The sequence below is a fragment of the Klebsiella sp. GG_Kp175 genome, from assembly GCF_040062325.1.
GTDB lineage: Bacteria > Pseudomonadota > Gammaproteobacteria > Enterobacterales > Enterobacteriaceae > Klebsiella > Klebsiella quasipneumoniae.
Genome location: NZ_JBEAFX010000011.1, coordinates 152,695 through 167,006, shown reverse-complemented (window position 1 = coordinate 167,006; position 14,312 = coordinate 152,695). Strand labels below are relative to the sequence as shown.

General features: G+C 51.3%; 11 protein-coding genes. 2 read left to right on the top strand and 9 right to left on the bottom strand.

The window, feature by feature from the left end:
- Positions 1-103: 103 nt before the first annotated feature.
- Together ABLU73_RS16560 and ABLU73_RS16555 are read right to left on the bottom strand one after the other, a co-directional pair.
- A complete protein-coding gene (locus tag ABLU73_RS16560) occupies positions 104-3,604 on the bottom strand; it encodes a patatin-like phospholipase family protein (RefSeq protein WP_348850304.1) in 3,501 nt (1,166 codons plus the stop codon).
- 760 nt (positions 3,605-4,364) lie between these two features.
- Complete coding sequence (locus ABLU73_RS16555; RefSeq protein WP_043519572.1) at positions 4,365-5,249, bottom strand: LysR family transcriptional regulator; 885 nt, start codon at positions 5,247-5,249, stop codon at positions 4,365-4,367.
- Between the two features lie 160 nt (positions 5,250-5,409).
- Here ABLU73_RS16555 and attM point away from each other — a divergent pair, with 160 nt between their 5' ends.
- Entirely contained in the window at positions 5,410-6,204 is a 795-nt protein-coding gene (gene attM, locus ABLU73_RS16550) for an N-acyl homoserine lactonase AttM (RefSeq protein WP_004224867.1), read from the top strand.
- Between the two features lie 104 nt (positions 6,205-6,308).
- Here attM and tolA read toward each other — a convergent pair whose 3' ends face one another.
- The 7 genes from tolA to ABLU73_RS16515 all read right to left on the bottom strand — a co-directional run bounded on the left by tolA (position 6,309) and on the right by ABLU73_RS16515 (position 13,013).
- A complete protein-coding gene (gene tolA, locus ABLU73_RS16545) occupies positions 6,309-6,737 on the bottom strand; it encodes a cell envelope integrity protein TolA (protein ID WP_008804864.1) in 429 nt (142 codons plus the stop codon).
- 111 nt (positions 6,738-6,848) lie between these two features.
- Positions 6,849-7,991, bottom strand: a complete 1,143-nt coding sequence (locus ABLU73_RS16540) for a M20 family metallopeptidase (protein WP_264924072.1) — start codon at positions 7,989-7,991, stop codon at positions 6,849-6,851.
- Positions 7,991-8,746 carry a glutamine amidotransferase gene (locus ABLU73_RS16535; protein WP_023297626.1) on the bottom strand — a complete coding sequence of 252 codons (756 nt, stop codon included), beginning with the start codon at positions 8,744-8,746 and terminating at the stop codon, positions 7,991-7,993. The genes ABLU73_RS16540 and ABLU73_RS16535 overlap by 1 nt, the downstream gene beginning before the upstream one ends.
- A 14-nt stretch (positions 8,747-8,760) precedes the next feature.
- The gene (locus tag ABLU73_RS16530) at positions 8,761-9,840 is read right to left on the bottom strand and encodes a phosphotriesterase-related protein (protein WP_263077844.1); all 1,080 of its coding nucleotides are present in this window, start codon (positions 9,838-9,840) and stop codon (positions 8,761-8,763) included.
- Between the two features lie 3 nt (positions 9,841-9,843).
- A complete protein-coding gene (locus ABLU73_RS16525) occupies positions 9,844-10,845 on the bottom strand; it encodes an ABC transporter permease (RefSeq protein ID WP_263077845.1) in 1,002 nt (333 codons plus the stop codon).
- A gap of 18 nt (positions 10,846-10,863) precedes the next feature.
- Positions 10,864-11,610, bottom strand: a complete 747-nt coding sequence (locus ABLU73_RS16520; RefSeq protein ID WP_072199055.1) for an ATP-binding cassette domain-containing protein — start codon at positions 11,608-11,610, stop codon at positions 10,864-10,866.
- 380 nt (positions 11,611-11,990) lie between these two features.
- On the bottom strand, positions 11,991-13,013 hold the full coding sequence (locus tag ABLU73_RS16515) for a LacI family DNA-binding transcriptional regulator (protein WP_348850301.1): 1,023 nt from the start codon (positions 13,011-13,013) through the stop codon (positions 11,991-11,993).
- A gap of 344 nt (positions 13,014-13,357) precedes the next feature.
- On the opposite strand from ABLU73_RS16515, the gene ABLU73_RS16510 reads away from it, so the two are divergent.
- Positions 13,358-14,311 carry a substrate-binding domain-containing protein gene (locus tag ABLU73_RS16510; RefSeq protein WP_049138059.1) on the top strand — a complete coding sequence of 318 codons (954 nt, stop codon included), beginning with the start codon at positions 13,358-13,360 and terminating at the stop codon, positions 14,309-14,311.
- The last annotated feature ends 1 nt before the right edge of the window (position 14,312 follow it).

Genomic DNA, 14,312 nt, shown 5'->3' with positions numbered 1-14,312 from the left:
TACTAAATTTGTTATTTTATTGAGTAAATCTCTCCCGAGGTTTAAAAAATTAATTTTTTACACCATAGAATTATCGCCTTTGTATATTGTCACCTTCAAAAAATTAGAGGCCATTATCAGTGAGATGTTCAACTTTAAAAGCTGATGGTGGCAGCCATACTTCAATAACTCCCTGAACAGCATCCAGTTTGTTAGGCAGTGCATGGATTTGCCATCTCGGTTCAGTACCTGGTGGCTGGAGAGCGAGGGCACAGGATCTTGCGGTTGCATTATGATAGATGACCGTCGGTACCGGGTAGGGTTGAGGCGGACGGCGGCCGTCTCTTCGGGCTGTATCAACAACGTCTTCTATAGGTGGAACGGAGGCTCCCATTTCGCGCCAGGGTTTACGGTACATTCTGGCAGCATCACGCCATTCTGGTCCATATATTTGTAAGTATATTGTTATACCTTTGCATTTGAAATCAGAGGTGTTGTGAGTGATATTATGAGTCTTCACAGAGTAAATATCCCCCACTTTACCTGAGGCTGAAATAGCTGTACTGGAACTAATGTCAGATAACGGAATAATAGGCATGCAATTAGGGATATTTAGTTCGGAAGACAATGAATAGTCTCGAGTCCAGTACATATGTTGGCAAGTTGCACGTGGATTTTGTTGTAGGCAAGGTGAGAAGTTGCTCTCATTGAGTAGTTCCTTACATGAAGGATGAGATGAATTACTTGTCTTACATGCTTCTCTGGTATTTTTAAGTATAAAGTTTAAAAAGTTAGACTTTTTGAATTCAGAAAAATTTTTTGAGCTACATGCGGAATCCCCAACACGTAGCAATGCTGTAGCCATTTGTCCAATTTTGTTTCCAGACAAATCAGGTGTATTACTTTCAGATACAGGTAGGCTACCAAATATATCTGATAACTCTTTGAGATCGGCCGATTTGACAAAGGAATCCTGTGACTGATTGTTCATTGCGCTGCTTATCGCCTGCCAACCCGCCAAACCTATAGATGCAAAAGCGCCAAGACTAATTGATGCTGATACAGCACCAGTTGCTACTATTCGTGAAGATAATCGTTTTGTAGAGTATTGTAGAGATTGCTTGCCATTAGGGGTTTTTATGATTATCGCACCATCATCATCTATAAAATAGGTATCAGCAAAAACCGCTGCGTTAGTCAATTGAGTGAGTGTGATATTATTGCCTATTGTTTGCCCTAGCTGAAAGTAACTTTCCCATTGAGCCTCGCTAAAAAATTGATCGGTTGTAGGTTCTTGAGGAAATAAGGGGTTTTCGGCTTTAAAATTAACCAGGTCAATGGGTGCTTGCTGGCACATATTGGGTTTTACGATGAACATATAACCAGCTGTGTTACTATGCATATAATTTATACGGGCAATGGCAAGACAAGCTTCACTTTCAGATGAAGCTAATTCGTTAAGCGATCCAAAAACACCAGGCAGGTTAGGATGCGGTTGTTTTGGACGTAGAAAGGTTATTTGGACTTGTAAATCAATTCGTGCTTTGCGAACTAGATTCTCCAGATCGCCAAATGAATAGCGTGGATCTGCACCGCAATCTGCAACTATGATTATTTCGCATTCTTCACGAAGCAATGCGTATGCACCTGTGTTTTCAAAATGCCCCCCGTCACTTAGAAACCAATCCCGTCGACTATTAATATCAAATCGACCACATAATTCATTCAAAAGTTGCTTATATTTCCCAGGATTATTTTTCTTTGAATCACTGTTGCTTGTTATGTTTGAGCTATCCCACCAATAACCTAAACGTATACCTGACATCATTAACAAGGCAGATATGCCAGGACGAGTTGAAGCCCCCAGCCCAGGTGCAACTGCTGCACCTGATATAGCCATCCATGAGCCAAGACTCAACGCTGTGTTTGATGCGCATTGGTACCATTTATTCTTAGAAATTGATACTTGCGCTTTAGGACCAACAGTCATTAGTATTCCTTTACGGTCCTGATTGAATAAGCCACCTTTAGCATCACGAGTTTGATTGACACAAACATTAATGAGATGCACCGGGCCACCACTATGGTGAGGCTGATATTGCTGCATTGGTATATCATCCTGAGGTTGCACATCAGTAACATTCGTAAATAATCCATTATTTTCCACTGGCGATAAACAGTTAGCCCGCGTGTTTGCTGTTGATTTGAATCTTTGTGGATTACCCGCACCTAGATAACTACGAATAAGCCGAGCCCGATAAAATGTATAAAGAGATGAACGATTCAGAAACTCCTGGTTTCGAGAAGATATGACAACTATCAAAAGGGTAGGAAAGAACAGATAACTTAATACCTGCCATGCTGCGGAAAACGTCAGATTTTTTAGGGACATATCGAAAAGAGCATTCGAGGTCAAACGGTGGACTAAACTCATCCAAAATATTACAATCAGAGCCAAGCCAAGGATGCCGATGAAATTTATCACCTCTAATACTACGCGACGTGTAACAGTAATCAGACTTTTAGGTAAATCAGAAATCTTAGGCAGCGCAATCCTGAATGCTACAGCGATAAGCCCAAGTACAGCACCCAGAGTTCCTTGTATATTACTATTGCTGTTACCCAATGACCATGCTAAGTAATCAGTTCCTCCAATTACCGTGATAACAAGTGCTATTCGAAGTACTAGCGATAATCCGGTCGTCAATTTATTACGAGCCCAGTCAAGATTTTTATCTTTCCTGCAGGCATTGAGAATTACAGCAACAAACACGCCAAAAAAATATACCATACAAATGGTGAGCAGTACATAACCCAGTTCCGCAGGTATCTTTAGCCACCCTGCAAGATTGTTAATGATAGTGTTATCTAAACTGTGTGTAAATTGACAAAGGATAATAAAAGCACCAGAAAATGCCAACAATAGTGTTAGATAGCTTTGCATACCAATAGAAAACGATTCTTTATTTTGTGTTGGTAAGGCCCAGTAGGCACATGACAATACGAGACTGAAAAACAGCAATGGTATCAACAGCAGCCATATTGTTGGCCATTGAGAAACAAAACCAAGGATTGTAATTAAAGGGGATGCAATTCGCAATGAATCTCGTTGAGCGTATATATTATCTGCCAATCCCCAAGCTAATAAATCTATGCTGACAATGATACTCCCCAACAGAATGGAAAGACATGCAAGTTCAAGATGGATTGCTAAGATATTTCGACCAAAATTAGCCGTGGCGAATATAACATCCTGCATTCCTCCTGGTATTAAGTATCGGCCATTAGCCCGGAGCCAGACAGCAAACCATCTTGTATCAGCTTCACTAAGTGCTTCTTCAACAGCAAAAGGGTCTTTAGTTCCATGGAATAATTTACCAATAGTCGAGCCAATATATCCACCACCAGATACTGTCGATAATATATCAAATCTGTGAAATATTTTATTTTTTGATAGAGCCTTTAATAAGCCAAAGCTGAAAGTAGCACTTCGTATACCGCCACCGGAAAGTGCGATACCCCAGGGCCGGGTAGAAAAGGTTTTTTTTACATCATCTGGAAAATTTTCTCGCCGTTTAGCACAATGTGTTGCTATGGTTAGCGAGCTATCATTTTCATCGCTCATTTTATTAACCTTCTTTAAAGAGGAACGTTGATGAGAAGGAAAGTGTTTTTTAACACCTAAAACGAATAAGTATTTTATTATGGCATGTAAGAGAAGTTATCACTGTTATAGTGTTAAAACTCAACCATGTAACATACTTGATTATTAGTAATTGCCTGCTATTTTCTCTGGTTGATAAGTAGGGCATTTTTTGTTTTTACGAAAATAACCCTATCGTAATGGTTATTTAACTAAACGTTTTTCTGCGCTGCTGGAAAATAAACCTTGTTATCTATGAGCGTTATGATAATGCATGGTTTTACAGGCCGACTTCTAAATAGAAGAACGCCAGTTTTTGGTGACAAATAACATTACAAGAACTACTTTTATGTTTAGCATAAACATATAACTTGTCAACGTGCTTGTCATTTTTAAATTGTAAAGCGTATTTGTGCTGTGGTGACCCAGTATAGAACTGCTATTTCAAAAGATACTAATCCGGTCATTTCATTAGATTTAATTGGTTTATGCGAGCATTGGCAGTTCGCGCGGCACGATATCATTGAGCCAGTGAAACACGTAACTTAACGCATCGCTTTCTACCATCAACATAGATAAGTGCAGTACGGATAACCTGAGCTTTTCACAATTCCCAACAGAAATGATTTTGTTTTGAAGATATGAGGTATAGGTTTTGCCATTCTCTTAAAGCAAACCTATCAAGGCTACGATGATACTGGACGGTTAAACGAGATTGCGTTTGAACAATCCTTCCCGCTCATCACTTCGACTCAAGCAACAAATCTCTGAGATAGCCCTCCAGCAGGGAGGCACAAATTCGCGTTTCATACGACATCATCCCAGCCGGTGGATGGAGCAACCAGGCACTAAATGGCGGGATCGGATAGTGGCTTAAGAGGGGGATGAGCGCGCCGTGTTCCATTTCTTTTCTGCAAACCGGACTTTGCAAAACACCAATGGCATGTCCAGCTAATAACCAGGAGAGGACACTCCGCCAGTGCGTGGACTGAAATTGAATATTGACGGGAACATTAATGAGTTGATCTTCGGAAGCGATCAATTGAATGCGATTACTGGCGAATACACCGGAAACAGCAGCAAATGGATAATCTGTCAGCGCTTCCGGCGTGTCAGGATGACCCATTTTCGCCAGCAGAGCCGGAGAGGCCACTAGCACTCTGCGCACGGCGCCAAGCGGACGTGCGACAAAAAAGCCTTCGGAGACATCACCTAACCTCAGTGATAAATCGACCCCCTCGGTGACGGGATCGATGATGCGGTCGTTAAAAATGACATCGACCTGCAGCTCCGGATGCTCGTTCTGAAGCTGCAACAATGCAGGCATCAGCAGGCTTTCTCCGGCGGAATAGGGCGCGGCAATACGGATTTTGCCTTGCAGCCCCTGATTTTCCTCATTCACAGAAAGAGCATGCTCTGCCGCCTGAACGGCCGTTTTGCTTCGCTCATAAAACACGTTACCGCTGTGCGTTAGAGACATGTTACGCGTGTTGCGCCTAAGCAAACGTGTCCCAAGATGTGCTTCCAGTTTTTCTATTCTTTCACTCACGGCGGGCTGGCCAATGCCGAGATCGCGGGCTGCAGCCGACATGCTGCCCCGTTCAACCACCCTGATAAATATGCGCATTGCTGAGAAGAGATCCATTCACCAATTATATTGGCTTTACCGATAAATGTAAGTGGGGACAGGCATCTACTGCTTTCCTGCGAAATGATGAAAAATCCAGACTCAAGGCCTGAGTCAGGCTAAATTTCAATCTATTTAATTGATTTATTAGTGGAAAATAATGATGCCAGAGATAAAGCTTTTCATGTTCCAGTCAGGAACACAGCATTGTCGATATCAGCATATCCGGATGAATCAGGGCGTGGGAGAGCATTATGAGATCCCTGTTCCCTGGTTTCTGCTGACCCATCCGGATGGGTTTACGCTGATTGACGGCGGTCTGGCTGTCGAAGGATTGAAAGATCCCAGCGGTTATTGGGGAAGTACTGTAGAGCAGTTTAAACCGGTGATGTCAGAAGAACAGGGTTGCGTGGAACAACTTAAGAGGATTGGCATTGCTCCTGAGGATATCCGCTATGTGGTCCTGTCCCATTTGCACTCTGATCATACGGGAGCAATTGGTCGCTTCCCCCATGCTACGCATGTTGTCCAGAGGCAAGAGTATGAATATGCCTTTGCCCCTGACTGGTTTACTTCGGGAGCCTATTGCCGACGCGATTTCGATCGTCCCCAACTTAACTGGCTATTTCTGAACGGGTTGTCCGATGATCACTATGACCTTTACGGTGATGGCACGTTACAATGTATTTTCACCCCAGGGCATTCACCGGGCCATCAATCTTTTCTTATCCGCTTACCGGGTGGTACAAATTTTACGCTAGCGATTGATGCGGCTTATACCTTAGATCATTACCATGAGAAGGCGCTCCCGGGGCTAATGACGTCTGCTACTGATGTCGCTCAGTCAGTGCGAAAGCTGCGTCAGCTTACCGAGCGATATCATGCGGTATTCATACCCGGCCACGATCCTGAAGAATGGAAAAAAAACAGGCTTGCGCCAGCCTGTTACTATTGAATCATTCCTCGCTGATCGCCAAAAAGCGTCTGTTAAGCAGGGCTGTCAGCTTATCTTGTTCGAAATGGCCCTGGTGATGGCCGGGGCCATTTCTGCGGGCAAGCTCAGGGCTTCACGTCCAGCACGACATGACTGAAGGTTTGATAGGTTTTTTCGTCCGGCGCGGGCGGGATGTTGGCTTTTTTCAGCGCGGACATCACCTGCGCGCAGAATGGCCGATCGCCGCTCTCGACCGTCGGATCCTGCACTGTCCCGTCACGCTGTAGCGTAAAGCGCACCGAGCATTTTTGCCCTTGCCAGGAGGCCGGCTGGTCTATGTTAGCGAATATAGCCGCCTGGATCCGCGCCAGATAGCGTGAGGCATTGGCCTGGGGTGAAGTATCGGAACCCGTTTGATAATCGCGAAGTATCTTATCCACTTCAGCCGATATTTTAGCGTCTTCGGCGCTGTCCGGCGCAGAAGCACCACCCGAGCAGGCGGAAAGAAGTAAAGAGAGGGTGCAAACGAGCACAGCGTTGGTTTTCACGGACATGCTAAGCCTCCTTGCTGGTGGGGATACCGTCGTGTACGAGGCGGTTATCCTCTGTTATTCCGCGAAATTATTCAAACGCTGAATGCATGGCACGCGCTTTCAGTGACAGTGTCACTCATTTTTTACTTTCGTCGCGGGCGGTGATGCCATCCAGTCGCGAATAATGTCACCGTATAGCTGTTCTGCCTCCGCCAGTCGGCTGAGCAGGCAGTACTCGTCGGTTTGATGCGCCATCGACGGCTCGCCGGGGCCGAGAATAATACAGGGCGGATCGCCCAATGCAGGCAGCAGCAGCGAGGCGTCGGTAAAGTAGGGCACCACGCGCGGCGCAATCGGCTCAGCGTGCAGCGGCTGACAGCGTTGGTAAACCTGCTTAATCCACGCGTGATCCTCCCGGCTGAGGACGGCGGGCAGGTCGACCAGCGTGGAGACGGTGACGCTTTCGCCAAGCAGCGTCGTCAAGCGCTCCCGGATAGCGGCGTGCTGTAAATTGGGCGCGCTGCGGATATCGACATCAAAACGCGTGCGGTCCGGTACGGAATTAATATTGAGTCCGCCTTCTATGCGTCCGACGTTGAGGGTGGGTTGCTTCATTAGCGGATGCGGCGCGCCTGGCGAAAAATGCTGAATCTTACCCAACGCATCCGCCGCAAGATAGATAGCATTGATCCCCAGCTCCGGCATCGCGCCGTGGGCGGTTTTCCCCCGCGTTTCGCAGCGCAGCCAGAGCGCGCCTTTATGGCCGATAACCGGATAGTTGGCGGTGGGTTCACCGACGATCAGCGCGCCCACCTCCGGCAACGTTGCGGAGGCGATCAGCGCCCGCGCGCCGTCGCAGCCGGTCTCTTCTCCGCCGGTTATCAGCAATACCGCGCCGCGTCCGGCGAGGATCGCTTCCCGCTGATGAACGCAGGCGACGGCAAACGCCGCTATCGCCGCTTTCATATCGCTGGATCCGCGGCCATAAAGACGCCCGTCTTCCATCTGCGAGCCAAAAGGATCGTACTGCCAGCGGGCATTTCCCAGCGGGACGGTATCCAGATGTCCGGTAAAGGCCAGCGGTTTACCGCTCTTCGCCCCGGGAAGGCTGGCGATAAGATTGCAGCGTCCCTCGCCGAACGACGACAGCGAAACCTCAAAACCGCTATCGTCAAGCCAGTCGGCGAAGAACCGCATGCAGTCAGCTTCGCTGCCCGGCGGGTTAATGGTGTTAAAGCCCAGCAGCTGCCGGGCGAGCTCAAGGGTCGTGGTCATCAGCGGCGTTCCGTCAGCCAGTCGAGGCAGTTAATCCATAGCTGGCGATAGCCGGGCCATTTGGCAAACTCTTCCGGCAGCCAGTGCGCCGACATGTCGCTGGTCCACACCAGCGAACGACCCTGCTGATATTCGCGAACAGCCAACAGCGGATGACCGGTACCGGCCACGCTCGCCAGCAGTTTGCCTTCCGGGTGCATTTCAACTTCGTTATAGCCCAGCAGCCACGGCCATTCGCCCGGAATATCGTTAAACAGGGGGTGAGACTCCGTCACTTCGGCATAGCAGCCTTCCGGGGTTTCAATGCGGTCGTCCCAGGCCAGGCAGCGTACCGGCAGCACTTTCTCCACCGCGGTATGGCGGTAGCGCGCGCCGCCGTTGATTCCCTGGAAGCTGTAATAGCCGCCGATCATCATCAGCGCCCCCCCGCCGGCCACGTAATCATGCAGGAGCGTTAAACGGTTGGCGGTGCGGCGGCTCTTCAGCCAGGTGTCCGGATGCAGCAGCAGCGTATTGGCGCCAATGTCCGAGAGAATAATCGCATCCCACTCCTGCAGCGCTTCCAGCGTCAGCGGAAAGTCGGTCGCCGCCGCGTGGGCGGGCATATAGGTAATGGCATAGGGACTGTCGGCGAGCGCGGCCAGAAAGTCCGTTGCGCCGGTGTGCCAGGTGGCGGTGGCAAACTGGTCGAAGCCTTTAACGTGCGTTGACGTGCTGGTCCAGGACTCACCGACCAGTAAGATTTTTTTCTGCATGATGACGTTTCCTTTTATCCGCCAAAGACCCGCTGGGGGTTTCCAATCATTAAGGTTTCAAGTTGTTCGCCGCTGACGCCGTGGCGCCGCAGACGCGGAACAAAATGCTTGAGTATGTAGCCATAACCGTGGCCGCCGTAGCGGGTGAGCATGGTTTTCAGGAAGACGTCCTGCGACAGCAGAATTTGCTGGATGTAGCCGTCGTCAATCAGCTCGCGGATCGCGCGGGCGTTCTCCTCGTCGGAGGGCGACTGCGCCGACTCGTCGGCGTAGTAATAGCTCATGCCGATCATGTCGTATTCGAGAAACGCCCCGCGCTGTGCCAGTTCGCGCTGGTAGCGCTTATCGGCAAAGCTGGGATTCATATGGCACAGCACGGTATGGCGTAAATCGGCGCCTTCCTGCTCGAGAATATCCAGCACCCGATGGCCCAGCCGCTCCCAGCCGGGCAGATGGACCTCGATCGGCACGCCGGTCGCGGCGCTGGCCCGACCCGCAGCGCGCAGGGATTTCTCCTCATCCGGCGTAAAGCGGCTGGAGATACCGATTTCGCCGATGAGCCCGGCGAGCACCTCCGGTTTCTCCTCCGCGCCGCCAAGATCGTAAATCAGCCGTTCGGTCAGCTGTTCGACGCTGCTGATTTTTACCCACTCAGGGTGCGAAGCTTCCAGATAGAGCCCGGTACCCATAATGATGTTCAGACCGGTCAGACGCGCGATGCGCGCCAGCGCTTTCGGATCGCGGCCAATGCCGATATTGGTCGGGTCGACCACGGTTTCGCCGCCAAGGGCGCGATATTTAGTGAGTTCCTCAATCGCAACGTCGACATCAAACAGCTGACAGTTATCGCGGCTCATCAACGGATTCAGCGACAGTTCGCCAAGGTTTTCCATTTTCACCGGCATTTCGGCAAGATGGCGATCGCTACAGCAGCAGGGCGGCACCCATTTGCCGGAGGCATCCAGCAGAATATGCTCATGCATCAGGGTGACGCCCATTTCGTTAATCGGCAGCGGGCCAAGCACTGTCATCACGTAACCGCTGCTGACGCCAACCGGCAGCGGTGAGGGATGACGAAAAATTGATCCGTTCATCAGCTATCCTTTTGTCGCGGAGCGCGTGGGGTTGAGAATGCGGGTGTTCAGCCAGATAGCCAGCAGGATAATGGTGCCGGTAGCTATCTGGGTGTAAAACGGCGAAATATGCGACAGGATCAGCCCGTTCTGAATGACCGCAATCGACAGCGCGCCCAGCAGCGTGCCGATAATGGTACCGAAGCCGCCAAACAGGCTGGTACTGCCGAGCACCACGGCGGCAATAACCTGCAGTTCAAAGCCTTCACCCTGGTTGGAGGAGCCGCTGCCGAGGCGAGCGGTAATGATCATTCCCGCCAGCGCGGCGGCCATGCCGCTGAGGATATAGACCTTCATCGTGACGGCTTTGGTGTTAATCCCGCTGCGTCGCGCGCCTTCAGCGTTGGCGCCGATAGCGGTCACGTAGCGACCAAAACGCATGTGATTAAGAACGATATGCCCGATCAGCAGAATCAGAATGCCGAGCAGCGCGGGCATGGGGATACCGACTACCCACGCGCGTCCGATAAAGGTAAACAGGCTGTCAGCCGGAACCGGAATCGAATAACCCTGAGTGATCAGCAGCGCGATGCCGCGAACCACAGCCAGAGTGGCGAGGGTGACGATAAACGCCGGAATCCCTTCATAGGCAATAAAGAAGCCGTTGATGGCGCCAACGACGCCGCCGAGCAGCAGGCCGCCGAGCAGTACCACCGGCCACGGCAGCCCCCAGCTATTCAGGGCGATAGCGGAGAGCGCGCCGACCAGCGCCAGGGTAGAGCCCACCGACAGGTCTATGCCGCCGGTGGTAATCACCATGGTCATTGCCGTCGCGACGATCAGCAGCGGGGCGCTCTGACGGATAATGTTCAGCCAGTTGGTGCCGGTGAGAAAGTTGCTGGTGATCAGCGAAAACACCACGCAGCAGAAGACGAAAAAGAGGGCGATACTGACCACGCCCGAGTGGTTATGCAGCAGGCGGCGCGGCAGCGAATGCTGGATCATGCGGGAGCTGCTTAAGTTCATGATACTCATCCTGTTACCTCAATGTGCAGCCGCAGAGCGGGCGGTGAACTTTTCGCCCACAATCAGGTTAACGATATCGTTCAGGCTGGTGTCGGACACCCGTCTGTCGGCGACATTAGTGCCTTCATACATCACCATGATCCGGTCGCAGACCAGGAACAGGTCCTGCAGGCGGTGGGTAATCAGGATCACGCTCACCCCGCGAGCGGAAACGCGGCGAATGAGTTCCAGAACCGCTTCGACCTCCGCGACGGCCAGCGCGGCGGTGGGCTCATCCATAATCAGCACTTTCGGGTCAAAGGCCGCCGCGCGGGCGATGGCTATAGCCTGGCGCTGGCCGCCGGAGAGATTTCGCACCAGCAGCCGGGTATCCGGAATAGATATCCCCAGCCCTTTAAGCATCTCTCTGGCATCGGCGTGCATTTTGGCTTCGTCGAGAAAGGGGATACCGAGGACCGATTTCATCGGCTCACGGCCCATAAACAGATTGCCCGCGACGTCGACCGTGTCGCAGAGCGACAGATCCTGGTAGACCATCTCGATATGGCAGCGGCGCGAATCGGCCGGGTTCGTAAACTGCTGCTGTTCACCGTCGATACGAATCGTGCCGCTGGAGGGGATCACTGCGCCAGAGAGCACTTTGGTGAGGGTGGATTTCCCCGCGCCGTTATCACCCACCAGGCCCAGCACTTCACCCGGGGCCAGCTCAAGGTTGACTCCGCGCAATGAACGTATCGACCCGTAGGTCTTGGTGATATTGATCATCTCCACCCTTGGCGGGGTAGTTTGTGGCTGCTGCATCTGATAACTCCCATCGCTATTGCCGGGAAAATGTTCGCCATCCTGCGGGAGAGACTCTATCCGACACGGTTTACAATCTAGTAAACCGGTTTACCTGCGGACCAGAGCACTCGCCAGTGCAGTCAGGACAAACGCTATGTAAGATATTTGTTCGCCAGTAAGAACATTGCAGCATCCGTGCCAGGGCAGGAACCACACAGCAGCCCTGTAACTTAACCTTATGTATTCAATACACTTAATTGAATACAATCCGGTAAACCGGTTTACTGATTATAGTGAATAAATTGTTAATTGATCGTTTTTTGCGCCAAAAGCGGGCGCTTTTGCGCCATTTTGGGACGGGCTTAACAGATCTTGATCGAGTCGCGGCCAATCCATTCAACCGGCAGGCGGGTTTCCGCCGGGATATCTGGATCGTCGTTTAGCAGGCGCATCATGATTTTCACCGCGGTGCGGCCCAGTTCGCGGGCGGGCTGGCGGATAGTGGAGATCCGCGGCTGGGTAAAATCGGCGTAATTGGCGTCATCAAAGCCGACAAGCGATAACGCTTCAGGAGCCTGGAGCCCGCTGGCGCGCAGACCGTCAAGCAGACCGAGCACCAGATAGTCGCTGGCCGCGAAGACGGCGGTAGGGCGAACCGGCTGGCTGAAGAGGTGCCGCAGCGCCTGCTGGCCAAACTCGCGCTGGTAGTCGCCGTACATCACCCATTCGGGCGGCCAGCTCAGGCCGGCTTGCTCCATCGCGGTGCAAAAGCCTTGATAGCGCTCGCGGACGCTCATCAGTTTGTCCGGGCCGCCGACGAAAGCGATATGACGATGTCCGGCGGCAATCAGTTTTTCGGTGGCGATCCGCCCGCCCTGGACGTTATCAGCAAATACTTTTGGAACCTGACTCCCGGGAATATCTTCATCCAGCAGGACAATGCGTTCGTGACGCTGGATCTCCTTGCGCAGCAGGCCGTTATCAGGGCGGTTGGTGGTGAACAGCAGGCCGTCTACCTGGCAGGTATCCAGCCAGCGAATGAACTGGCACTCTTTTTCCGGGTTGTTGCGGGTGATACACAGCACCAGGCTGTAGCCGCTGGCCGAAGCGGCCTCTTCGGCAGCGTCGGCCAGCTCGGCAAAGAAGGGGTTGGTAATGTCGGGGAGCACCAGGCCAAGCGTCTCGCTGCCGCCTTTGCTCAGACGGCGTGCCAGGCTATTGCCGCGATAGTCCAGTTCGCGAATGGCGTTTTCGATGCGGTCGATGGTGTCCTGCGGCAGCACAATACTGTTGTTCATATAGCGCGACAGGGTCGCTTTCGACAGCCCCGCCAGCTTTGCCACATCAGATAACAATACGCGTTTTATACTCATTTCCTGCGCCATGTCTGCCAGAATCGGCTATCTGTAACATAGTTAAGCGCGGTGGATACAGCAATTTCTCTGCGAACAATCACCAAAAATAAATGCTTGACAAATTTTAATCTGCGGAGAATTGTATAGGCAGTTTACCGCATCATCCGGGAATTCATTCCCAACCCCGTTTAAGTCATTCCAGTCGCGCACCGACACGGACCGGTTGCCGGGATGACATTAAGCAGGTATCCGCCGAACGGTCGATGATTGTTCTGGCCATATAGACGATATTTGCCCGCCAAAAAATAATCCTTCTGCGTTCGCATGCGGCGCGGAACTCTGCTGGCTATCAACTATTCCCGACGAGGATACTGATGATGTTATTTCACACCGGAAAACTGCGTTTCCTTGCTGTCGCCACGACCATGCTGGCATCAATGAGTTTTATTTCTGCCGCCAGCGCTGCCGGTCCGACTTATGCGCTGGTACAAATCAACCAACAGGCGCTGTTCTTTAATCTGATGAATAAAGGCGCACAGGATGCGGCCAAAGCCAGTGGCAAGGATTTAGTTATTTTTAACTCTAACGATAATCCCGTGGCGCAAAACGACGCGATAGAAAACTATATTCAGCAAGGCGTTAAAGGCATTCTGGTTGCTGCTATCGACGTTAACGGGATCATGCCAGCGGTTAAAGAAGCCGCCGCCGCAAACATTCCGGTGATTGCGATTGATGCCGTATTACCGGCCGGGCCACAGGCAGCTCAGGTCGGCGTTGATAATATTGAAGGCGGCCGAATTATTGGTCAATACTTCGTAGACTACGTGCAGAAAGAGATGGGCGGCCAGGCGCGACTGGGTATTGTCGGTGCGCTGAATTCGGCCATTCAGAACCAGCGGCAGAAAGGGTTCGAAGATACGCTGAAAAGCAATCCGAAGATTACTATCGCTAACGTGGTCGACGGGCAGAATGTGCAGGATAAAGCGATGACCGCGGCGGAAAACCTGATCACCGGTAATCCGGATCTGACAGCGATTTATGCCACCGGCGAACCCGCGCTGCTCGGCGCTATCGCCGCCGTGGAAAACCAGGGGCGGCAGAAGGATATTAAAGTCTTTGGCTGGGATCTGACGGCGAAGGCGATTTCCGGTATTGACGGCGGCTACGTCACCGCCGTACTGCAGCAGGACCCGGAAAAGATGGGCGCAGAAGCCCTGAATGCGCTGAACAGCATCACGTCGGGTAAAACCGTGCCGAAAACCATTCTGGTTCCGGCGACGGTGGTAACCAAAGCGAACGTCGATTCATACCGTCCACTGTTTAAGTAGG